Here is a 24,344-nt window from a genome sequence, read left to right on the forward strand (position 1 = left end):
GAATGGGATTACATAAAGTTCGGTGGGGAATATTAGGGCTGGGAAATATTGCTAACCAGTTCGCAAAAGATATGGCTTTAGTACCAGATGCAGAATTGGTAGCAGTAGGTTCTAGAAGTATGGATAAAGCAGTTGATTTTGCACAAAAGTATGGAGCGCAGAGAGCCTATAATACTTATGATCAGGTTATCAACGATGGAGAGGTAGATATTATATACATTGCTACCCCACATAATTCCCATGCAGAGTTAACCATTCAATCGTTAAACGCTGGTAAACATGTATTGTGTGAAAAACCAGTAGCTCTCAATTTTTCTGAAACTGTAAAAATGGTAGAAGCTTCCAAAACTAATGGTAAGTTCTTTATGGAAGCTTTCTGGACGAGATTTAACCCATCTATCAGAGAAGTGTATTCTAAAGTAGATCAAAACGAAATAGGAGATATAAAATATATTAACGCCGATTTTGCATTTAATATTGGTGTAGCTACCGGACGAATGATTGATCCTTTATTAGGAGGAGGATCTTTAATGGATATGGGAGTGTATCCTTTGTTTTTAAGCTATTTGGTTTTGGGAAAGCCTAAAGAAATTTTGGCAGCATCAAATTTTTATGCCACTGGAGCAGATAAGCAAACATCCATAATTTTACAATATCAAGATGCACAGGCAGTACTGCATAGTAGTTTTGTGTCGCCATCAGATATGAAGGCTACAGTAAGTGGTACAGAAGGGAGAATCAGGATTAATTCGATTTGGCACGAAACTCAATCCTATACGGTAATTAAAAATAACCATGAAGTTGATTATCATTTTCCAACTAAGGGAAAAGGGTTTACCTATGAGATTGAAGAATGTCATCGATGTATTCATGAGAAGAAATTAGAAAGTGATTTATGGTCTCATGAAGATAGTCTCAATTTAATTCAGATGGTAGACGAAGTAAGGAAACAGACTGGGTTAGAGTTCGCATCCCAGGAAAATTAAAATAACAAGGAATAACAGATATGTCAGGAAAATCAATTTTCATAGCTTTTGTAGTGTCTCTAGGTGGATTTTTATTCGGTTTTGATGCGGGAATTATTTCTGGGGTTATGGATTATGCAGGACCTCAATTTGCACTAACCGATGCACAATGGGGATGGGTAGTGAGTTCACCATCATTTGCAGCGATGTTTGCAATGCTTGTCTCAGGAAGGATTAGTGATGTAGTGGGAAGAAAGAAAATCTTGATATTAGTGGCTTTTTTTTACGCGTTATCTGCGTTACTTTCTGCATATGCAATTTCCTATCAAATGCTCTATTTGGCAAGAATGATTGGTGGTTTGGCTTTTGGGGCTGCTTTAATCTTAGCACCAACATACATTGCCGAAATATCAATAGCCAAAAACAGAGGGAAACTAGTCTCTATACAGCAATTAAATATTGTACTGGGTTTTTTTGCTGCCTTCCTTTGTAATAATTATTTAAATAGTTTGAATTCAAATGGTGAGAGCTTTTTGACTGATGAAAACGTATGGAGGTGGATGTTAGGAATCGAGCTTATCCCTGCATTATTATATTTTCTACTACTCTTTTTTGTTCCTAAGAGCCCTAGATGGCTTTTTGTTAAGAATAAAACCAAAGAGGCTGTAGAAGTACTAGAAGGATTATATGGAAAACAGTTAGCAGAGTCTGAAAGTAAAACTATACTAGAGTCTATTAATCAGGAAAAAAACAAACAAAAAGTAGCAATTACCGAACTTTTTATGCCTGGGTTGAGGTTTATCCTAATCGTGGGACTTGCAATAGGTGTATTACAGCAAATAACAGGTATAAATGCTATTTATTTTTATGCAACTTCCATATTTAAACAAACAGGAATCGGTACTGATGCAGCCTTTACCTCTGGAGTTTTATTAAGTTTTACCACCGTTGTTTTTACGATTGTAGCAATGTTTCTTATTGATAAAATGGGTAGGCGTCCTTTAATGATCATAGGAATAGGAGGAATAGCCGTTAGTCTTCTGTTATGTGCCTATGGGTTTAATAATGCAACTTATCAGCTTACTTCAAAAGATATTAGCGCTTTTGAAGAAGTAGATCAAACTAAATTAAGCCATATCGTTGGAGTTACTTTTGATTCTGACGTGGATTTCAAAAACGAAATGAAATTAGCGCTGGGGAATCAGGAATATGCGAAAAAGGAAGGTGCGATTTTGGAAGCAGCAATAGATATGAATGCCAGTTTAGTACTCATAGGAATTTTAGGTTTTATAGCATGTTTTGCTTTTTCATTGGGACCAGTAATGTGGGTTATGCTTTCAGAAATGTATCCCAATAATTATAGAGGTTTAGCCATTGGTTTTATAGGGTTTGTTAACTCCTTTGCAAGTTGGTTGGTGCAGCAGGTATTTCCTTGGGAACTTTCAAACTTAGGTAATGCGATGAGTTTTCTGATTTTTGGAGTTATAGCTTTGGTAGGATTTTTTGTGCTTCTTAAAATTTTGCCAGAGACCAAAGGTAAATCGTTGGAAGAACTAGAAAAAGAATTGGTAAAAGCTTAGAAAATTATATGAATTTGATTCAAAATCCGATATTGAGAGGTTTTAACCCCGATCCTTCTATAATAAGAGTAGGGGACGATTATTATATTGCTACTTCTACGTTTGAGTGGTTTCCGGGAGTGCAAATACACCATTCCAAAGATCTTAAGAATTGGAAAGTGATTGCTCAACCTCTAAATAGATTGTCGCAGTTAGATATGAAAGGAGTTCCCGATTCCTGCGGGGTATGGGCACCATGCTTATCATATCATGACGGAGTTTTTTATTTGGTGTATTCTAATGTTAAATCTTTTGATGGAGTGTGGAAAGACACTCCTAATTACTTAGTGAGTACAAATGATATAAAGGGTGAATGGTCAAATCCAGTTTATTTGTCTTCAAGAGGGTTTGATGGTTCTATGTTTCATGATCTTGACGGTAAAAAGTACTATTTAAATATGTTACTCGATCATCGAAGTAATAAGCTTTTTGGAGGTATCGAAATACAAGAATACGATCCGGTTAAACAAGAATTGATTGGAGAAGTGAAGTACCTTCATAAAGGAACTTATTTAGGTTGTACAGAAGGACCACATATATTTAGAAGAGGAGATTATTATTATTTAATACTAGCCGAGGGAGGTACAGAATATGGGCATGCTCTATCTATTGCACGTTCAAGATCATTACATGGTCCTTATGAAACTCATCCCAATACTGCAGTTATTACTAGTGCTCATAATGTGCCTTATAAGCTTCAAAAATCTGGGCATGGGGACTTTGTTGAAACTGAAGATGGTCGTTGGTTTGCCGTGTTTTTAGTGGGTAGGCCAATTAAAGAAAGGGGTAGATGTATACTTGGTAGAGAAACAGCTATAGAAGAAATCTTTTGGAAGAATGATTGGCCGTATTTAAAAAATGAATCTAAATTACCTAGATTGGAAATTCCAGGATTACTAACGGAAGATATCCAGCCAAATAATAACAATAAACGATATGAATTTGATGATGATATATTGAGTTCAGATTTTCAATCCTTACGAATTCCAAGAACAAATACGTGGTGCTCCTTGACTGAAAGAGCTGGGTTTTTAAGGTTAAAAGGAAAAGAAAGCCTTACTTCTACTCATACTCAGGCTTTGGTGGCGAGACGAGTACAACACTTTAAAATTGAAGCCAGTACCTCATTAGAGTTTCAACCTGAGACGATTTTGGAAATGGCAGGCCTTGTGTTTTATTATAATACAGGGCATTACCACTACCTTCATGTAACCTCAGACTATGAAGGTACAAAGAGGTTACTTCGGGTTATATCTTCAGATCACTTTGAAATGTATGAACAGGAACGGGAAATAGAAATACCGCAAGATGTACACCCTGTTTTGAAAGGAGTTTTAGATCATAGTAAACTTCAGTTCTATTACAGTATTGATCAAGGAAAGACATTCAAATCAATAGGGCAAACTCTGGACGCAAGTATATTATCTGATGACTACGTAAGAGAGCGGGATGAAAGATACAGACCAGCATTTACCGGAATGTTTGTAGGTATGTGTTGTCAGGATTTATCACAAAACAAAAAGCATGCAGATTTCGATTGGTTCGAGTATAAAGAAATACACTAAAAACAAAAAAGATGGATAAAAAAATATGGGCTTTAATACTGGCTTCAACACTGATATGGAGCTGTAAAAAAATTGATTCTGAAAAAGATAAATCAGTAGAAGTAGAGGTACAGGAATCGACAGAGACCCCGACAAGGGCACTGGCAAAATTTGAACCTAAAAAAGGGGAGGTATTATTATTTGTTGGACAGGAATTAGAAGCGGTTGGGGGGCTTGAAAAATATAATGATGGGTATTTGGATCATTTTGAGAAACCTGCAGGATGGACAACCTATACCAATATTAATCCAGGGGAGAACTCTTTTGGTAGAATACAAGAAGGTTTAGATGGAATCTACGATACCCATGACTGGGGAGATAATGACTACAATGCAAGTCTACAGTTGGCAGATAAAGATTATGATAATATGGCTCTTGCCATAGGTCTTCAATTTGTAAATCACGAAGAAAAAGTAGCCGATGGCACTCATGATCAATACATTCACAAATTGGCAGATTTTTTATTATCACTTGGTAAAAGACCAGTGTTTTTACGTATTGCTTATGAGTTCGATGGAGAACCTTGGAATCATTATGATAAAGAGAGTACTAAAAAAGCATATATCCGAATGGTAAACATACTCAGAGAAAGAGGGGTAAAAAATACAGCATATGTGTGGCAATCTACAGGGTTTATGTCGCCCAATGAAGGAGATTTAGAGTCATGGTATCCGGGAGATGAATATGTAGATTGGCTAGGTTTTTCTTTCTTTAATAGATGGGCAGAACAAAAAATGATAGATTTTGCGCGAAAAAAGGGAAAACCAGTCTTTATAGCTGAAGCTTCTCCAACCATTACACATCCAGATTTTGATAAAAACACCGGAAATACAAAAGAAATACAACTTGATAATCCTGCTCAAGCGGAAGAAGCCTGGAACGAATGGTTTGTGCCTTTCTTTAAAACTATTGATGATAATCCCGATGTGATAAAAGCGGTACATTACATAAATTGTCACTGGGATTCTCATAGAATGTGGTTTGATAACCCAACTTTTAAAAGAGTTGATGCTAGACTACACCTAAGTGATACGATAAGTAAGCGTTGGAGAAAAGAGACTTCAAAACCAAAATATATCAAATCTTCTCCCGATCTTTATGATAATCTCTGGAACTCGAAAAACTAAAATCTAATACTCTTGAAAACCAAATCACAAAGTATAAAACAGAAATCATTAGGATTTCACGCAAATAAAGAATTGTTTGCTATTTCTGTAAGTAACAATAAGGGGTCAAAGCTCTCACTAACTAATTTCGCTGCATCCATTATGAGTATGGAGGTTAAAAATAAAAGTGGGGGTTTTACTAATGTTGTTGTAGGTTTTGATGATTTGAATGACTACGTAGAAAAATCAGTAGATAAGGTCTCCAGATTTCTAGGAGCCTCTATAGGAAGATATTCTGGTCGAATTTCAGGAGATGGTATTACTGTAAATAATGTGCATTACCCTATTTATAATGAACAAAGGGTACATTTGCATGGCGGTAAGCATGGATTTGATGAAAGAGTTTGGGATATCGAATATATAGATGAAGATAATCAAGCTGTGACCTTCTCTTATTTTAGTGAACACCTTGAAGAAGGCTACCCTGGAAATTTATGGGTGAAAGTAATCTATCAATTAACGGATGACGATGAGCTTAGAATAACCTATAGGGCGGTTTCAGATCAGGATACGGTAATTAATTTGACCAATCACGCCTATTATAATCTAAATGGAGAAGGTTCTGTTTTGGATCATGTATTACAATTAAATTGTTCAAACTATTTAGAAGTTGATGAAAAACAGATCCCTACGGGTAGTTTGAAAAATGTTGAAAACACTAGGTTCGATTATAGAAAACCAAAAGAATTGAAAAAGCTCTCAGAAACTGGGATTATTGATGATACTTTGGTTTTTGAAGATAGAATTAATGGCAATAATGCTGTGATTTTTTCACCAAAAACTGGGATTAGTATGGCAGTGCAAACAAATCAACCATCAGTGGTGATATTTACTCCTAAAAAATTTGAAGATTGGAAGTTCAAAAACGATACCACCTATGGTAAATTTCCTGCCATATGTTTTGAAACTCAAAATTACCCCGATGCACCTAATCATTTAAATTTCCCATCAAGTGTTTTGAAAGCAAATGAGCACTATGAAAATTATACGTCTTTAAAGTTCAAGACTGCTGATGATCAATAAGGAAGAGGTTTGGTAGTTTCTCTTTCGATTAAATTGGTTTTGATGACTTTGGTGGTATATGAAGTCTCACTTTCTTCATTTTCTAGTTTGTCAATTAGCATTTTTGTGGCGGTCTCACCAAGATAGATTCCGTGCTGGCTAATTGTGGTTATGGCTGGTGTTACATGTCTTGGTAATACACCATTTGTAAAACCAATAATAGAAATGTCTTCTGGTACTTTATACCCTTTTGAAGACAACAATCGTAGGGTATTAACTGCGGAGTCTTCTTCAAGACAAAGCATAGCATCGACTTTTTTCGACCCGAGTAAAATCTTGAGGGAAGTATCTATATCATTAAATTCATCAACTTTTAAAATAAGAGCTTCATCAATAGGAATGTTAGCCTCTTGTAGAGCCTTTTTGTATCCTTCTAATCTAAGCTTACCAACGCTTAAATTATGAATGGTTGAAACAATGGCAATTTGTTTACAACCCGTTTCAATAAAATGATTAGTAGCGTTGTAAGCACCCTCTTTATCGTTAACTATAACTTTATCGCATTCGATTTCTTCGGTGACTCTGTCAAACATCACGATAGGAATACCTTGATTTATGGTATTTTGAAAATGACTAAACTCTTGTTTAATCTGAGTTTCTTCTGCAATAGATAGTATAAAACCATCAAGAGCAGAATTTTTGAGCAGCTCCATAGCACTTACTTCCTTTTCGTGGGATTCATTAGAAATACAGGTAATAAGGTTATATCCTTTCTCGGTAGCTATTTTTTCGATTCCCACAAATACTTTGGTAAAAAAGTGATTAAGAATATTGGGAATGATTACACCTATTGTTTTGGTTTTTTTGTTCTGTAGATTAAGGGCAATACTATTGGGTTTGTAATGATGCTCCTCTGCATATTGCTGAATTTTAGACTTCGTTTTGGTGCTAATCTCATGACTGTCGTTTAGTGCTTTAGAGACGGTAGCGATAGAAACATTAAACTCGGTCGCAATATCTTTTAATGTTATTCTTTTCTTTCGTGGCATTGTATAAAATCTAAGGTTCAATTTATAAGAAAGAATTGAAAAATCTTAACAAAAAGTTGAAAAATACACAAGGGTTTGGTGTTAAAACCAAACCCTTTACCTATTGTTAAATTTAGTATTCTTTAAATATTAAATCGGCAATTTATTTACCTGTATTGTATCTTCTAGAAGCCGCATTTACACCGGGCTGCCAAGTTCTGGTGAAGCTCGCCATATTGTCCTGTACAACTTGCGGAAGATCACCAGCATATTTGTCTAAGGCACCATCACCAAGATATAATCCTACATATGCCAAAACATCATCCGTTGCAAGCCCTCCATTGATGGTGAAGATAGGTTCTAGGTTTAAAACTTGTCTTGGGTCTGAACCTTTTGCCTGACTAGCTTCATTTCTTGTTAAAATACCATCATTATTGGTATCTAGTAGGTTTGTGAATTCTACAGCAAATTCATCACCAGTCTTACCATTAATGTTAATCCCTTTAAGTAGTTCTTTCATATAAATTAAGAAATCGCTTTTGGTCATAGTAGGATTGATAGAAGGTACAGCACCTTGATAACCACTCTGTGCTATAAAATTATCATCAATTTCGATTCCGAGGTTTCTTTCGATATCTAATACTGCTTCCTTAGTATTGCAAGGATTACTCACTACCCCTCTTGAACTTACAAACAGGCCATCGCTATTAATACAACCACTTCCATTGGCAACAGAGGTTACACACGCTGTGTTATTAGGGTTGTAGTTGAAACTTCCACATGGGGTACCGCCATCATTGTTTCCATCACCGTTGTTTCCGTCTCCATTATTCCCTCCGGTATCAGCACATCCTCCAGCTTGTGCCTGATTAGCATCAGTCCAACATTGACCACAGGCAGAATAAGGGTGAGACGAAGGACAGTCGTTACTTTGATTATTTCCGCCAGAATTATTATCACCAGTATCTGTTCCTCCACTTGAATCATTACACCCTCCAGATTGTGCTTGGTTAGCATCTGTCCAACATGCTCCACATGCTTCGTAAGGATGAGAATTTGGACAACTTGCCTTCCCATCAGGAGTTATTATTTTAGATACAGAACCATCTTGTACAAATTCTTCGGTTTCGCAAGCTGCAAACAGACCGAAAAACAATATTAATAAGATGGATAAAATCGATAAACGTTTCATGTTAATTAGTTTTAAATTTTGCTTTTAGTTTGTGTCATTTAAACGACCTCAATCGTTTTCGCTAATTTCAATAAAATCGTAGCGAATATAGATAATCCGGTTACTTCAGTAGTTCTTTGTTCCTACACTTTTACCACGCATTTTAGGCTAAATGCAATTAGGAGGTCATTTATTTGTATATAATTCGTTTTTTTTGCAAAAAAACTACATAAAATGAAATCTCTATATAATGCCTTAAGTTTGGTCTTAATATTCAGCTTTTTTAGTAATTGTGATTTTTTAGCAAAGGATAAAAAGGAGGAGTACGTGACTATTTCTCGCGAAAGTTATATCAGTAGTGGAGGAAATCTGCAAGGAAAAATTTTGTGCCCAATGGCGGTGAATGATGTTATTGTTGAATTGGATAGTTTGAAACTTGATACAGGAAATAAGGAACCAGAAATGACTGCTCGCGGGATGATGATTTTTATGAAGAAAAATAATATTACCACCATCACAGGATTACTAAATGCAATGCCAAAACATCACAGAAATAATTTTTCATTGGTAGAACATACCAAAGGAGAGGGGGAATCTAATTTGAAGTACCCCAGAATAGTATTATTTGGTTCTGATGGTACCTTTTTAATGAATATAAGCACGAAACCAGATGACCCAAAGCATGACTTGTTAGATTTTGCAATACTTAGTGAAAATGATGGTACTTGGGACTTTTCTCAATTTGATTTTACTGGGAGTACTCCCAAACTACATGTTAAGCCAGAATCCTGTATTCGTTGTCATGGTGATAATCCTAGGCCTGTTTGGGGAACTAATATGGATTGGCCAGGTGTATTTGGCGATAATGAAGCTGCAGGCCCCAATGGAGAGGCGTTATCGTTCAGACATGCTGAAAGAATGAATGAGATAAAGGAAGGGAAAACATTTTCTGATCGATTTGATTTTTTGGAATGGTCAGACCAAAAACTAACTTCGGGAGGAATACGACGAATTGCGAATCATGCTTTTGGAGCAGAATTGTTGGTCTCGAATATGGCCATGGGTACGGCAACAGCAAGAGGGGTTTTTATAAGAATGAAAAAAGGAAATACGATTGTTTATAAACAAATAAGGGAAACACTTTTGTTATTAGGCTATGAGTATATGATAAATGGTATTTTAAGTAGGTCTGACAAAGAAAGAATAACTACTCTGGTTTCTAGACTTGGTGGAAAAGATGGAAAACTACATGATATTTTCGATATGCTAGAAATAGATCCTGAAGAATCTTTTTCCTTAGGTACATTGGCCAAGGAAGAGACTCCTAAGACCGATTGGAGTCTTGGTGCCGGTGATTTGTATGAGCAAATTTTTCTTATGGTGTTACATGATTTGGCACAGGAGGATGAACAGTTGAGAAATATTTTACTTTCTGTACCCAATACACCAGGTGTTTTTGGTTGTGATAATTTGGGGAGTAACATAATGGAAGTAGTCGATTTTAAAATGTTACACATGCATCAACTCTTAGGTAAAGAGCGCTATGCTGTGCATAAAGTATATTACCCCCAAGATGCAGAAAATATCAAAGAGAAGGTATTTATTCCTATGTATGAAAAACTAGCACCCTATCTTAAATCCAAAATATAAATGTAAGGCTATATTAAAAACAAAAGAGCCCAGATGTTTCCGGACTCTTTTTTTAATTACTCTACAAATTATTCATTTATTCAATGATTATCTTCTGATAGCTTTTATGATGGTTTTTATTCCAAGTGCTAATAATATACATGCCTTTTTGTAAGTCATTTAATCTTAATGTGATTTCAGGAAGGTTTTTGTTACTTTCAATATCAAGATCTTTAACCACTCTTCCGTTTGTATCTGATACTTGTAATTTAACTATACCTTGATTTCTTACGTAGAGTATACCAGTACTTGGGTTAGGATATGCAAGAATCTTATTAGATGATAAATCATTTACATCAGGAGATTGTTTAGAGCTTAAACCGATAATAGAATTTAGATTGCTACTTCCATGTATCCAGCCTGATTGAGTGATTTGATTTACCCAATTATTTTCAAGAGTACTATTCACTTGAACTCTTGTATCTCCCCAATAACCTTGCTCATATGGTGCATCCCAGAGACCTTGAGAATCCCAATCCGCATTAATATAAGTAATGGCTTTAATGACATCATCGTTAGAGTTAATGAAATCGAAATATGGGACAAACCATTCATTCCATATTTGAGTACCAGATTTACTAACAGTTCCTTGAGCTTCTTGCCCGTCCCAAACACTACTTATATTAGAATTGGTCAATTGCTCATTGTCATATCCTTGGTTGGCAGCTTCAGCAATCATTACAGCTTTTCCTCTTTCTCTCGCAAGACTCACTAGCTCATTAGCCAGAAATAATTGGGTTGAAGGAGTATTATTATTAACAGTAGCTGTTTCATTAGGTCTCAAGAACCATGACATTCCGAACCAATCTACATAATCATCTCCTGGGTAATAATTCAAAAGATTCTCTCTACCTCCGTCTAGGATATCATCTATTGGAGAAGTACAAGATTGCCATACATATGCAACATTTGATACTCCTTCTTGTCTTAGAATATCTACTATTCTTCTATATGCATTGATGTAACTTGGACCGCTATAGCCGTTCCACTGTCCGTCAAATTCATACCCTACTCTCAGGTAGAAAGCAGTATCGCTCAAAGCGTTAAAGAAACTTGCCATATGTCTGATTTCGGTATCTCTACCACCACCAGCTATATTATCGGTTTCACCAACTAGATATAATCCTATCTGTACTGCAGAGTTAGGAAAACCTATAGCTGCGCTATGAGCATTTAAGGGTCCACCTCCCCAATCTATATCAATTCCGAGAGGTTGCTCGTTTTGCGCCCAACCAAGAGCACCATTGTTTCCAGACAATAAAACATTCGCTAGGTTTACATAAGTAGCTATTCCAGTCGGAGTAGGGCAATTTGAACAGTCACTAATATAATCTGATACAGATAATAAATCTTGACCAATAAAAATCATTTTTTCACCAGTACTTGGCTCCAAGTAGCTCCCTGTTGTACCACCAGGTGGGTTAGAATTTCCTGCGGCAATGGTAACGGAGTTAAGACTCTGCGCACACTCATCATTACCCCATCTTACAAAAAGATTATAAGTGCCTGGGGATAAGTTAGAAATTGTGGTAGAACCAGTGTTGTCAGGCACATTGTATGGATACGTATTTCCTCCATCTATACTGAATTCGATATTACCTCTACCTGTGTTATCATTAAAATTAAAGGTGATACTACCATCGTTAGCTCCCTGTTGAGTTTCGTTTGTTGACGATACAGTAGCTGATGGTACATCTCCTGGTCCACAAGGTTGATTTCCAGTTCCATCTTCATAGATTCTAACATTTCTGAAATAACTAGTGTTACCTGTCGGATTTTGGTCTTTGTCATTGATCAAAACCAAATACATATTGTTTCCAGTATAATAATCTGCTACACGTATGCTAAATGACTGATATCCTGATTGTGTATAGTCAAAATCTCTGTTCCCCCAGTTTTGGGTTCCATATAATTGAAAGATTTGAGTAGCAGATAAATTCTCATCACTGTCAAAGCCTATACCGTGAATTTCTCCTTGAGATGCACTCTGAAATTCGAATTCTAAGACAGTATTTGCTGTTACGTTATAGGTAGTATTGGTTCTTCTCCAGGTATTGTCGCTTAAAAATGCTGTAAGTCCGTTATCTTGAATATTAATATTTGCCGCTCCATCTTGATTACTAAATGAAGAAGTTCCAGTTTGGTTAAAATTTATACAATCTGTACAGTCGGAACCACCTGATGCAGCCTCTATGCTAATTTGTTGTAGGCTTCGTGCACATTCATTATTACCCCATCTTACATAAGTTGAGTAGTTGCCCGGCTCCAAATTAGATACAGTTGTAGATCCGCTATTATCTGGAACATTATAGGGATAAGTGTTTCCTCCATCGATACTAAATTCTATATTAGATCTTCCAGCATTGTCTGAGAATGTAAAGGTTATGCTTCCGTCATTAGCACCTGGAGTATTTTCTTTAGTACTGCTTACAGATGCTGTTGGAATATCATCACCAGTACAAGGATGATTTCCTCCAGGATCACTATTATTTATAAAATTTAGATAGTCAACATTAAGTGCCTGGTCACCATTTTGGTTTACTACCTGAAACGAGGCTCCAGCAGATATATTGACATCGATAGACGCTGTAATATATGATCCGGTCCAAGCTCCATTAGAGTTAAAATTTAGGTTTCCTTGATCCTGCCCATTCACGATGATTGAAATACTTCCAGAATTTTGAGAAGCATAGATCAGCTCAACTTTGGTGGCTGCGGGTGCATTATTAATAGTAAAGCCATTTCCTTGTTGGTCAAGATAGGCTACACCTTGACCTCCACTTGCAGATCCATCAGTATAAAACTGTGCTTGCCCAGAAAGACTTGCAGCTTCGGCTTCAATTTTAGTAGTTGTTTCTCCACCTCCGGTATCGCAAGGAGCGCAGCTTCCACCACAATCGATGCCTGTTTCATCTCCATTTTGTTCACCATCATTACACGTAGCAGGAGGGGGAGGAGTATTGGTAATACCTAAATCGTTTAATAAATTAGGTCCTCCATGAAGGAAATTTCCATTATTAATATAGTTATTCCAGTTTGTGGTAATCAATTGATCCGTTTCAATTCTCGTATCTCCCCAATGCACTCCCGAATTTGCCCACAAAGGTTGTGATTGCCAATCGGCATTAATCCAAGCAACGGCTCTAATCACATCTCTATTATCATCAATAAACGGGATCAACTGGTCTCTGAAAAACTGATTCCATATCCCTTGACTCCCTAGTGTTGTAACACCATTAAAATGATAGGTTCCTTGATCAAATTCATAGTATTGTGCTGAGGCTTCAGCTACCATCATAGGTTTGTTTTTATTTCTGGCAAATTGTAATGCATATTCCAAGTTTTCAGCATTGAAATCTTGTGAATAAAAGAAAAAAGATAGCCCTACATAATCTACATAATCATCTCCAGGGTAATACCCGTCAATAATATTTGGGGCGTTATCTCCCCAAGTAGCAGATTGCCATACATATGCTACATTGGTAACTCCTTTCCCATTAAGGTAGTCTACAATATATCGGTAACCTGTTTTATATCTGTTTTGGTCATAACCATTCCAGGGACCATCAAATTCATATCCTATTCTCAAGTATATGGGACGAGGACTATTTCTATTGGCGAAGTCTACGAATTTGTCCAATTCGTCATTATGTAATCCATTTACCAATTCGGTAAGCCCGTTAGGATGATCTTCTCCTTGACCATCTGCTTCTTCACGCATCCAAAAGCCAACAGAAAGTCCAGAATTAGGATATCGATTCATAGCTTCTTGAAGACCAATATCTCCAGCGTCATAATTGGTAATATCATTTAAGCCTGCCATGGTGTACAAATCGGTATACATAGTTACTCCGGCAGGAGTAGGAAATTGGCCTGAATTTACGTAACCTGCAACAGAGCCTAAATCCTGACCAATAATTAACATAGTTTTTCCGTCAACAGGAGCAAATTTACCTGGGATGGTGTTTTGTGAAAATAGTGATGTATACCCTATGCAAGTTAGCAGCAATAGTAGTATTCGGTTTGTGTTAAATGTGAGCATGATAATTGTGTTTTTGATTAAAGCCAATGCAAAAAATTAGTAGTATCATTGGCGATATATCAAAATTATGATGTGTATTTTGTAAAATGTTAAACCATACTACTGTAGCGATACTAAAAGACTACAGTTTTACTACGCAAATCTTATTAATTGTAAAATTGGTCTTTTAATAATGGTGTACTCACCTAAAATCTAATGATATAATCGGTAAGATTAACTGTGGTATCTAAGTTCATTTTTTTACGCACTCTAAAGCGTAAGGATTCAATTCCTCTATATGAAATTCCCATAAGAGGAGCAATTTCTTTGCTTGAAAGATTAAGTTTAAGATAGGCGCAAAGCCTTATTTCTCTGTGGTTAAGATCTGGATATTGTTCTCTAAGACGTTCTAATGAATTATCATGAATTTGGTTGAAATGAGTTTCAAAGTGCTTCCAGTTGTTATCCCCTTTTATTTGGTTTTCGAGCAATTTAACCGATTGTCTTATTTTTTTTCTGAGTACTCCATCAGATTCCTGATAGATCTCATCAAGAGCTTTTTTCAATTGTAAAAGTTGATTATCTACCTGCACCATTTGCATGGCTGAAGAAGCAAGTTCTTTATTTCTAGCCTCAAGATTCTCTTTTAAAAACTTATTGTCTTTCTTTATTTTTTCATTTTTAGCCTTCAGTCTTTTTTCTTCAAACTTTATTTGTTGAAGTTCGATCTCCTTTCTATGAGCAGTCTTTAAGTTTTCAAGACTTTTTCTGCGTTGCCTATTCTTAACTTTAATAAAGAGATATATAATGAGTATAAGTAATATAAGATAAACGGCATACATTGGTAAAGACTTGTACCATGGTGGCTTTATTTCAAATTTAAAAATAGCTTCATTGCCAATGTTATCGTAAATATTTTTGGCTTTTACTCTAAAAGTATAGGAGCCTGCTGGTAAAAAATTATATTCTTTTTGAGATTCTTTGCTCCAGTCTGACCAGTCTTCGTCTAAGCCTTCTAGATAGGTTTTGTATGTAATAGACTCAGGCTGCTCAAAAAATGGTGTAGAATACTGAAAACTTAACTTGTTTAAATTAAAAGGAATGGGATCAATTGTAGAATCTTTTCTAATATTAATGACATAATCTTTTACATTTCCGTAGATAATAGAATCTTTAATTTTTACATTCTTCAACAATGTGTTGAAAGGCGTGTTACGTGGTGTGTTTGTGTTATTTGTATATATAATTACTCCTTTTTTTGAGGTGAAACCTATATCATTGTTATCGAAAATCAAGACTTCTTCGAATGCAGGAATAAGCTTGGTTTTTAATCTTTGGAATGGAATTCTTTGTATGGTTTCATCTCCGTTAGGAGCATAATGAATGATTCCGATATCGTCATCCCGGTCGTAACCTTGTATAAATAACGTTTTGTTATCTGAGAGATTTGTTACTTTTCTTATTAGATTGTGATTGGTTAAAGTGTTGGTAAATCTTCTGTTAATGATCATTGAATCCAATGCTTTACTATAACTATACGCACCTAATTGTGTCCCAAAATGTAGTTCATTCTCATCAACATCTAATAAACTGATAAACAAGTTTCCTGGAAATCCGTTTTTTTGATCATAAAGCCTTTGTTCGATAACATTTTTGTAGTCGGTACTTAATTTTAATCGATATACACCTTTGTACCCATGTGAAATCCAAACTTCATTATCTCGAATTAAAACCTCTCGTGCGGTTTCCTCAAAACCTTCTATTTTATTTCGATATACCCAGGCTTCATTAATTTTTTCATAGACTACCAAGCCGGTATAAGTTCCTTGGAGAATAAGTTTATCGTTTTCAGGAAATTGAACGAAGTTCCATCCTCCATTAATTTGACTTAAAGGAATAATTTCATCATTTTCTACCAGGAATGATCCGTTATGCCCTCCTATAAATAACTTTTTATCTATTACTGAAAGATCCCATATTTGACCTTCTATACCAGGTAACCGATTAAATTTCTTATTGTAATCATCGAGAGGCCATTTACTATAATATACTCCATCTGAAGTTCCTATATACAAAATATCATCCAACATTTTTATAGCATAGGTGGAGCCAAAAACGCCTTCATTTTCTGATATTGTGTAAAAAGGAGCTTTTAGTTCGATATAACTTATACTCCCGTCTAGTGCAACCCATAAATTATTCGATTTATCGACATAAAGATCTAATATGGTATTACTAAGTAATTCATTGTTGCGATCTAATTGTTGAAGCAAGTTCCCTTCTTTGTCCACAAATAATATTCCTTTATTTGTAGTCCCTATGCAATACCCACCATTGTTGAGAAGAACAGCCGTTGAAATATCTGAATCGAACATTTCTGAGTTTTGAAAGGTACCCCAGGAAAATAATTGATCGTCTTTAATCTTATAGATTCTGTTATCAGTAGTGAAAATTAAAAATGAATCTTTGCTATGAGGTAATATCAATTTGATTCCACCGTTTTCCGGTATTTCTGGTTTGAATAAAGTTTTAATGCCGTTTTCATCTAGTGTAAATATGGTATTAGTTTGATCTACAAAATATATAATTCCATTAATTTTGGTAGCAAATCGTATGTCATTTTGGTTTCTAATACATTGCGTTTTATTTTCAGCGCTTTTGTAACTTATAATCTGATTATTAGTGAAAAAATAAACCGTATTTTGCACTTCGATTATTTCCCAAACTAGAAAAAACTCCTTGCAATTACTAGAAGTTGCATGATCTATTTTAGTGTAGTACGTTTGATCAAATGTATTTTTTGCTGCATAACCTATTTCATTGTTTCCTCCGATATAGATTCGATCTTCAAAAGATAATAAAGCATTAATAGAAGATCTATTTTTTGGTTGTAATAAAACCTTCCATGAATTACCTGTGTATTCTATTAAACCATACTCATTGGCAAAATATAATCGTTCTTTATCGTCTTGAACAATATCATAGGTTTTGGTAGCAGCCTTGCCAATATCTTCGTTAGTATAGTTGGTTACTTCTGTCACTTTTTTCCATTTCCCTTGAGAAAAAATATTCGGAATGTGGAATACATTTAAGAAACAAATTGTTAGTATACAAAAAGATAATATTTTAGATGGTGGTCCTTCCATTAGACTACAGTGGGGTTTCATTTCCTTAATTATGAATATCTCAAATTAATAAATTATTAACAAAGTGAAAAGAAATGTAGAACTTCGGTAATTTTGATTTATTACATCTTACATCGAAAAATACATGAAGAATTATTAAAAATAGCGGTGTAAACAGATGAAATACTTAAAACGAAAACGTTTGAGTACTTTTTATCCGAATTAACCAAAATTGCGAGTAGCTTTTTACGAAAAACATTTCGTAGAAAGCTTAAATTTGAGAATTAAGTTAATTTATTATGAGTCAGTTATTTATGGTGTCTTTTTAGGGGTTATTTGTTTTGTTTATGATTATTAAATTGTTTAAAATTTAACAGTGTTTTTGAATATTATATGTGTTAGATGAACTGGATTTAAAAATTTGATAATTTACATGGGATTTAACACAAATTTTACTCATGAAAACCATCATCTTTTTAAAAATACTATTACTACATACAGTACTAGTTTTAGGGCAAGTAACATTGCAAGCGGAAAATCTGAACATTAGTGGTCCGTATGCCGGGCCAATCAATTCACCTTTTAATGGAGTTGCATTTTATGGCAATTCTGATCTAGTAACAGGAACGGTTAATTTACCTACAATACCCGGGAGATATGCAGTTGATATTAGAGGGGCATCTAGTGATACCAGTGAAGCTAAAATTAACCTTGAGGTTGGTAGTTCTAATGTTGGAACATTTGGTTTTTCCGGAAGTTCAGGTTCAATAAGTTCAAAAGAAATTACCATAAACGACACCAATCCAGTTATGGTAAAATTGGAGTTACAAACCGATAATGGATCTAACGATACTTTTATAGATCAAATAACCTTTACCTATTTAGGTGCGCCAGCACCACCTAGGCAAGCTCCTGTTATTCCTTCTGTTCCGTCTTTTGAATCGGGAATTTATAGAAATATGTTTGTAGAATCAGGGAAATCTGTATCTGAGGTACAGCAAAAGGTAGATGCTATTTGGAATCAATATTTTGTGAATGGAGATATAAATAATGAAAGGTTGTATTATGAAGTGGGGAGTAATATGGCTTATATTTTAGATACTGGAAATAATGATATCAGATCTGAAGGAATGTCATATGGAATGATGATCTGTGTACAGCTCGGAAAAAAAACACAATTTGATAAATTATGGCGTTTTGCAAAGCAATACAGTCAACACCCAATAGGTACTGATCGACAAGGTTTATTTTCTTGGCAATTGAACAGGACGAATTTTTCTATGATAGATCAGAATTCTGCTCCTGATGGGGAAGAGTACTTTGTTACCGCATTGTTTTTTGCTGATGCAATTTGGGGCAGTAACGGTGAAATAAATTATCGGGCTGAAGCAGATTATATACTGGATAATATGATTAATAAACCAGAGCCTAGTACTGGGGCTTGTCCAACAGGTTTGGTTGATAAAAATGAAAAACAAATAGTATTTGGAATATGTGGTAATTCGGCTTCCTTTACTGATCCGTCGTATCATTTACCTGCTTTTTATGAAATATGGGCAAGAGAAGCAGCAAACAATAATCAGCTTTGGCGTGATATGGCCACAACCAGTAGAACCTATTTATTGCCACGAGCGGCGCACCCCATCACTGGATTAATGCCTGATTATTCTGAGTTTGACGGAAGACCTGTGAATCAAGGAAATCATGGTAATTTTGAGTTTGATGCATGGAGGAATATTATGAATATGGGATTTGATTTTGCTTGGTTTCAAAAAAACACAAATAGTATTCAGCCTTTAATTAATAAGCAGATAGACTTCTTTAAAGACAAACCAGGATATTCGTCTTTATGGACTCTAGATGGAACAAGTAGCCGAAACAGTGATCATTCACCAGGTTTGGTAGCATGTAATGCGGTTGGGGCTCTGGCTTTGGCAGATGCGAAGGTATGGCCATTTGTAGATGAATTATTCGATACTCCTATTCCATCGGGACAATATAGGTATTACGATGGCTTATTATACATGATGAGCTTCATGCATTTGGCAGGTCAGTTTAAAGCATTATCGCAAGGAGGTGTTACTCCGCCCGATAATTGTAATGGAACTCCTTTTCCTAGTGCTACGGTTACTGTAAATAATGAAACTCTGCAAGGTGAAAACGATGGAAGCATTGTATTTACTTTCTCTGATGTTTCTGGAAGGAGTGCTATAGAATTTAGTAATGATGGAGGAAGTACCTTCCCTCTCAACGTAGCAGATGATTCTGGTTCTGCAACTTTCTCAAGTTTGTCACCTGGAAGTTATGATGTTTGGGTACGTTGGGGTGATAATAGTTGCCCTATAGATTTAGGGATAGTTACAGTACAAGAAGGGAGTGTTGTGCCAAACCCTACAGAACAGACTGCGTATGTTACTCACCAAATCCCAGGAACCATTCAAGTAGAGAATTATGATAATGGCGGACAAGGCATCGCATACAATGACACAAACACCAACAATAATGGAGGCCAGGGAAGAACAGATCAAGGAGTAGACATCCAAAATACAACTGATAATGGTGGAGGAACCAATGTGGGATGGATTGCTAATGGAGAATGGTTAGAATATACTATAGGCAATGTGAACTCGGGAAATTATGATATCGAAATAAGAGTTGCAGCAAATAATGGCAATACCAAAGGAGTAAACGTATTATTAGATAATCAAAACCTGGGTTCGGTATCTATTGGTAATACTGGAGGTTGGCAAAGTTGGACCACGTTAAGTATAAATAATGTGGATGTATCAGGTGGTGCGAATAAAGTACTTAGATTAAATTTCTCTGGTGGTAGTTTTAATGTGAATTGGATACGTTTTTCAGAGAATACAACAAATCCACCTTCTGGGAATGATAATTATGCATTTCGTGCTAGAGGAACATCAGGTTTAGAACAGGTTCAACTAACAGTAAATGGAACTTTGGTGCAAACATTTGCTTTAACCAATGCCTTTCAAACCTACACGGCTTCGAGTTCTGCGAATGGTAATGCCAGAATCGAATTCATAAATGACGCTGGAGGACGCGATGTCGAAATAGATTATCTCGATAAAAATGGAACACGCTTTCAGTCGGAAAACCAATCAAATAATACAGGAGTATGGCAAAATAGTTCCTGCGGCGGGACTAACAGCGAAATGTTACATTGTAATGGATACATAGAATATAGCGGTACGTTTAATGCAAGAGTAAATAGCTCTTTGAAACACACAAAAGGTACTTTTAAAATGTTTCCGAATCCTAGTACTGGTGAGGTTAATATAATACTTCCGAGTATATCTAAACTTGAAAGATTGAGATTATATGATCTTAGTGGAAGAACGATTAAAAAAATCACCAAATTTGATAATAATACTATTCTTCTTACGGGTATAGCAAAAGGAATGTATATCGTTGAGGTTGTAACTTCTAATGAAACTATGTTAAGTAAACTCATAGTGCAATAATCACTATTTGTTATACAGATAATGATTGTTTTTCGCATAAACTGCCATCATCTAAAAGTGGTGGCAGTTTATTTTTGATTATATGCCAAGATAATTTAAAATGAGATGTACGGTATTGATAACCAGAAACTTATTTTTTTGTGTATTTACGAAATGTTTTTCGTGATTTCTGCCTTTAAAACTCTTTGGTTATCAAGTATTTAGTTTTTGAACCCTAATTTTGATGTTAAACTAATTTTTTAACACAAACATAACGGTATTGGTAATTTTTTATCTGCATTGCATAAATATTAATTACCGATGCTGAATTTTTGAATTATTCTAATTTAAATCACCTAATTATGAGAAAAGTAGTAAGTATTTCAGTAATTGTCATGTTGTTAGGCATCAGTTGTTCTGATGATTTGGATAATGACAATTTGCTTCGGGATGAACAAGTAGTACAAAAATCAATTGATGCCAATGGGTATATAAGTGATGATCGTACCGATGGAAATAATAGAGGGTATTTTTGGACCATCTATAAAGAAGGGGGTTGGGGGAGACTCACCTTTCCGTATGCTAATCAATACGCAGGGAATTTTCAAATAGAATACAATAATAATAAAGATATAGTAGGAGGTAAAGGTTGGAGAACCGGTAGTGGAAGAACCGTGAATTATAATATAGGGCTTCTACAGGGGTCATATGATTTTGTAGGGGTTTATGGATGGACAAGAACTCCTCTTGTAGAATATTATGTAGTTGAAAGAGGTAATATTCCCAGCCAAAATCTAAATAAAAATTTTAGTGCCAATGGTAAAAACTATCAATTTAGAAGACAAGTGCGTGAAAATGCACCATCTATACTAGGTACTAAAACATTTTATCAATACATCAGTAAGAACAGAGGTGATGCTCCGGTAGGAAGAAACCAACAGGTAAGTATGCAAGCTCATATTAACCATTGGAATCAACATGGAGGACTTAGACCACAATGGGGTAATTTAAGAAACTTTGATTATCAAGTTTTTGGAATAGAGTCTTTTAGTAGAGGTTGGGGGAAAATTAATGCTACTGTTTGGTAGAAAGAATCAATGACAAAAATCGAAAAGAAGAAGATCGTTATACTTTAACGATCTTTTCCTTTTGAATACTACAAATGCAATTTTAAATGAATATAAAAAGAGCCCTTGTACTTATAAATCTACTCATCTTTAGTTCATGTTTTAAGAATAGTGATACTTCGCAATTGGAAGGTTTTGTTATGGTTAAAGGAGGAGTTTTTATAAATGAAAATTCTAATTTATTCGGAAAAAACGCATTTATAAATGACTTTTATATGGCTAAAACAGAGGTTACTCAAGAAGAATGGGAAAAAGTTATGCCTACGAATTTATCTAGATTCAAAGGAAAAGATCTTCCAGTAGAGATGGTAAGTTGGTATGATTGTATTGAGTTTTGTATTAAAAAGAGCTTATTAGACGGATTAGAACCCTACTACGAGATCTATACAGATTCTGTTGATGTATTTAACACATCTCAATTCGATAGTCTTAAGTTGGCAGTAAGAATAATACCTAAAGCCAATGGTTATCGTCTTCCTACCGAAGCTGAGTGGGAATATGCTGCCGGAGGTGGGCAATTGAGCAAAAGTAATTTGTACAGCGGAAGTAATACTATTGAGTATGTGGCGTGGTATTGGCGTAATTGCGGAGACACTATTCTGACTGAGAACTGGAATTACAAAATTCTTGAAAATAATAATGGTAGAACCAGGCCCGTTGGAACCAAAAAACCAAACGAAATTGGTTTATATGATATGACCGGTAATGTGAGAGAATGGTGCGAAGATTGGTTTGAGAGTTATGAGGTTCCTTCTGGTCAATTTCGTTCACAAAGAGGAGGAGGTTGGATCGGAGTTGAAAATTACATGAAAGTAAGCGATAGAGATTATTTTGAGGCAAATGGTGTAGGGCCAGATCAGGGGTTTCGCATTTGTCGAAATAAAGATTAAAGTAAAACTTACTATATCTAAAAACCGAGATAAAAACTTAAAGGTTTAACAATATGTAGGTAGTGGTTTTGTGCTCTGCCGTTCTATTAAATTCGTTTTAATAACTTTGGTAGTATAAGAAGCTTCTACGTTTTTGTTTTCAATTTTATCAATTAGCATTTTTGTCGCAATCTCTCCCAAATAAGTACTATGCTGGCTTATGGTTGTAATAGCGGGAGTTACATAACGGGGTAAAATACCATTGGTGAAACCTATAATCGAAATATCCTCAGGAACTCGGAAACCTTTAGACTTAACTAATTTTAAAGTGTCGATAGCAGAATCTTCTTCTAGACACAAAATGGCATCCACTTTTTTCGAACCTAATACAATTTTTAACAATGTTTCGATGTCGTGAAACTCATCAATTTTCAAAATTAAAGCTTCGTCTACAGGCATATTAGCCTCTGTTAAAGCTTTCTTATAGCCTTCTAATCTTAATTTACCTACGCTTAATCTATGAATATTGGAGACGATAGCAATGTTTTTACATCCAGTTTCAATAAAATGGTTAGTGGCGTGGTATGCTCCTTCTTTATCATTTACAATCACTTTGTCACATTCAATTTCTTCAGTAATTCTATCTATCATAACGATTGGAATTCCTTGGTTAATAGCGTTTTGTAAATGACTAAAATCTTGTTTAACCTGAGTTTCCTCTGCAACAGATAAAATGAAACCATCTAAGGATGAGTTTTTTAGGAGCTCCATCACACTGGCTTCTTTTTCTCGGGATTCATTAGAAATACAGGTAATTAAATTATACCCATTTGCAGTAGCTATCTTTTCTATTCCAACAAAAACTTTGGTAAAAAAATGATTGAGCATATTGGGTATAATGACCCCGATTGTTTTGGTGTTTTTGGTTTTGTCGTCTAAAAATATACTGTAGTTTGGTTTATAGTGATGTTCCTTCGCATACTTCTGAATCTTTTCTTTGGTCTTAGTGCTTATTTCGTAACTATCACTAAGAGATTTTGAAACCGTAGCAATAGAAACATCAAATTCTTTGGCTATATCCTTGAGTGTTATTCTTTTTCTTTTCATATCTAATTCTATATCATTAAAAAAATACACCTTGTAAAAAGAGGGGCATTAAAAGCTACAGAACAATGTAATAGAATATCCTTTTTCAGACTATTGATTTACAGTCTTCTACTCTAATATGAACATGTTTTTTGTAGTGTTTTTAATGAAGATATTCCAAAATTTTTAGTAATCCTTTAGCAAACTTACAAATGCTACATATGTAATAGTATTTGCTTCAAATGTTTCAAATTTGATAAGGTTTCTATAGAAAAAATAGTTGTTTAGATTTTGGTGTTTTTGTTTTATCAATATTTATACATTTAAAATAAACATTATTCAGATTTTTGTTAAATACATTAGGATATTGTTAATATCGAAATTTAAATGTAATAAGAAAATAATTTG

Annotated in this window: 14 protein-coding genes; 9 read left to right on the forward strand and 5 right to left on the reverse strand. The window is 35.0% G+C overall.

The annotated features are described in order from the left end of the window. Window positions 1-2 precede the first annotated feature (2 nt). The 5 genes from M0D21_RS09200 to M0D21_RS09220 are packed head-to-tail and all read left to right on the forward strand — an operon-like array spanning window position 3 to window position 6,377. Window positions 3-986 carry a Gfo/Idh/MocA family protein gene (locus tag M0D21_RS09200; protein WP_248328674.1) on the forward strand — a complete coding sequence of 328 codons (984 nt, stop codon included), beginning with the start codon at window positions 3-5 and terminating at the stop codon, window positions 984-986. Window positions 987-1,006: 20 nt separating this feature from the next. Then, window positions 1,007-2,545: a sugar porter family MFS transporter gene (locus M0D21_RS09205; RefSeq protein WP_248328676.1), complete on the forward strand. Its 1,539-nt coding sequence runs from the start codon at window positions 1,007-1,009 to the stop codon at window positions 2,543-2,545. Window positions 2,546-2,553: 8 nt separating this feature from the next. After that, window positions 2,554-4,149, forward strand: a complete 1,596-nt coding sequence (locus tag M0D21_RS09210) for a glycoside hydrolase family 43 protein (RefSeq protein WP_248328677.1) — start codon at window positions 2,554-2,556, stop codon at window positions 4,147-4,149. An 11-nt stretch (window positions 4,150-4,160) separates the two neighbouring features. Then, window positions 4,161-5,315, forward strand: coding sequence for a glycoside hydrolase family 26 protein (locus M0D21_RS09215; protein WP_248328679.1), 1,155 nt, complete (start codon window positions 4,161-4,163; stop codon window positions 5,313-5,315). Between the two features lie 12 nt (window positions 5,316-5,327). After that, complete coding sequence (locus M0D21_RS09220) at window positions 5,328-6,377, forward strand: aldose epimerase family protein (protein WP_248328681.1); 1,050 nt, start codon at window positions 5,328-5,330, stop codon at window positions 6,375-6,377. On the opposite strand, the gene M0D21_RS09225 is transcribed toward M0D21_RS09220, so the two are convergent. Together M0D21_RS09225 and M0D21_RS09230 are read right to left on the reverse strand one after the other, a co-directional pair. Then, complete coding sequence (locus tag M0D21_RS09225) at window positions 6,371-7,405, reverse strand: LacI family DNA-binding transcriptional regulator (RefSeq protein ID WP_248328683.1); 1,035 nt, start codon at window positions 7,403-7,405, stop codon at window positions 6,371-6,373. The genes M0D21_RS09220 and M0D21_RS09225 overlap by 7 nt on opposite strands. A gap of 142 nt (window positions 7,406-7,547) precedes the next feature. After that, window positions 7,548-8,576 (reverse strand): hypothetical protein, encoded by a 1,029-nt coding sequence (locus M0D21_RS09230; protein WP_248328685.1) that lies wholly within the window; start codon window positions 8,574-8,576, stop codon window positions 7,548-7,550. Between the two features lie 213 nt (window positions 8,577-8,789). Between M0D21_RS09230 and M0D21_RS09235 the strand changes: the two genes are divergently transcribed. Beyond that, a complete protein-coding gene (locus M0D21_RS09235) occupies window positions 8,790-10,205 on the forward strand; it encodes a hypothetical protein (protein WP_248328687.1) in 1,416 nt (471 codons plus the stop codon). Between the two features lie 76 nt (window positions 10,206-10,281). On the opposite strand, the gene M0D21_RS09240 is transcribed toward M0D21_RS09235, so the two are convergent. Beyond that, the gene (locus M0D21_RS09240) at window positions 10,282-14,286 is read right to left on the reverse strand and encodes a glycosyl hydrolase (protein ID WP_248328689.1); all 4,005 of its coding nucleotides are present in this window, start codon (window positions 14,284-14,286) and stop codon (window positions 10,282-10,284) included. 185 nt (window positions 14,287-14,471) lie between these two features. After that, window positions 14,472-17,306, reverse strand: a complete 2,835-nt coding sequence (locus M0D21_RS23055; RefSeq protein ID WP_248328691.1) for a triple tyrosine motif-containing protein — start codon at window positions 17,304-17,306, stop codon at window positions 14,472-14,474. Between the two features lie 542 nt (window positions 17,307-17,848). Here M0D21_RS23055 and M0D21_RS09250 point away from each other — a divergent pair. The 3 genes from M0D21_RS09250 to M0D21_RS09260 all read left to right on the forward strand — a co-directional run bounded on the left by M0D21_RS09250 (window position 17,849) and on the right by M0D21_RS09260 (window position 22,871). Continuing rightward, on the forward strand, window positions 17,849-20,875 hold the full coding sequence (locus tag M0D21_RS09250) for a glycosyl hydrolase family 8 (protein ID WP_248328693.1): 3,027 nt from the start codon (window positions 17,849-17,851) through the stop codon (window positions 20,873-20,875). Window positions 20,876-21,216: 341 nt separating this feature from the next. Beyond that, window positions 21,217-21,942, forward strand: coding sequence for a glycoside hydrolase family 11 protein (locus M0D21_RS09255; RefSeq protein WP_248328696.1), 726 nt, complete (start codon window positions 21,217-21,219; stop codon window positions 21,940-21,942). Window positions 21,943-22,028: 86 nt separating this feature from the next. Continuing rightward, entirely contained in the window at window positions 22,029-22,871 is an 843-nt protein-coding gene (locus M0D21_RS09260) for a formylglycine-generating enzyme family protein (protein WP_248328698.1), read from the forward strand. A 45-nt stretch (window positions 22,872-22,916) separates the two neighbouring features. Here M0D21_RS09260 and M0D21_RS09265 read toward each other — a convergent pair whose 3' ends face one another. Continuing rightward, window positions 22,917-23,957 carry a LacI family DNA-binding transcriptional regulator gene (locus M0D21_RS09265; protein WP_248328700.1) on the reverse strand — a complete coding sequence of 347 codons (1,041 nt, stop codon included), beginning with the start codon at window positions 23,955-23,957 and terminating at the stop codon, window positions 22,917-22,919. Between the last annotated feature and the right edge of the window lie 387 nt (window positions 23,958-24,344).

The organism is Aquimarina acroporae (assembly GCF_023195925.1).
Lineage (GTDB): Bacteria > Bacteroidota > Bacteroidia > Flavobacteriales > Flavobacteriaceae > Aquimarina > Aquimarina acroporae.

Bases quoted from the DNA above. Each gene is read 5' to 3' on its own strand.
- M0D21_RS09200 (WP_248328674.1), top strand. From the start codon at position 3: ATGGGATTACATAAAGTTCGGTGGGGAATATTAGGGCTGGGAAATATT.
- M0D21_RS09205 (WP_248328676.1), top strand. From the start codon at position 1,007: ATGTCAGGAAAATCAATTTTCATAGCTTTTGTAGTGTCTCTAGGTGGA.
- M0D21_RS09210 (WP_248328677.1), top strand. From the start codon at position 2,554: ATGAATTTGATTCAAAATCCGATATTGAGAGGTTTTAACCCCGATCCT.
- M0D21_RS09215 (WP_248328679.1), top strand. From the start codon at position 4,161: ATGGATAAAAAAATATGGGCTTTAATACTGGCTTCAACACTGATATGG.
- M0D21_RS09225 (WP_248328683.1), bottom strand. From the start codon at position 7,405: ATGCCACGAAAGAAAAGAATAACATTAAAAGATATTGCGACCGAGTTT.
- M0D21_RS09230 (WP_248328685.1), bottom strand. From the start codon at position 8,576: ATGAAACGTTTATCGATTTTATCCATCTTATTAATATTGTTTTTCGGT.
- M0D21_RS09235 (WP_248328687.1), top strand. From the start codon at position 8,790: ATGAAATCTCTATATAATGCCTTAAGTTTGGTCTTAATATTCAGCTTT.
- M0D21_RS09240 (WP_248328689.1), bottom strand. From the start codon at position 14,286: ATGCTCACATTTAACACAAACCGAATACTACTATTGCTGCTAACTTGC.
- M0D21_RS09250 (WP_248328693.1), top strand. From the start codon at position 17,849: ATGAAAACCATCATCTTTTTAAAAATACTATTACTACATACAGTACTA.
- M0D21_RS09255 (WP_248328696.1), top strand. From the start codon at position 21,217: ATGAGAAAAGTAGTAAGTATTTCAGTAATTGTCATGTTGTTAGGCATC.
- M0D21_RS09260 (WP_248328698.1), top strand. From the start codon at position 22,029: ATGAATATAAAAAGAGCCCTTGTACTTATAAATCTACTCATCTTTAGT.
- M0D21_RS09265 (WP_248328700.1), bottom strand. From the start codon at position 23,957: ATGAAAAGAAAAAGAATAACACTCAAGGATATAGCCAAAGAATTTGAT.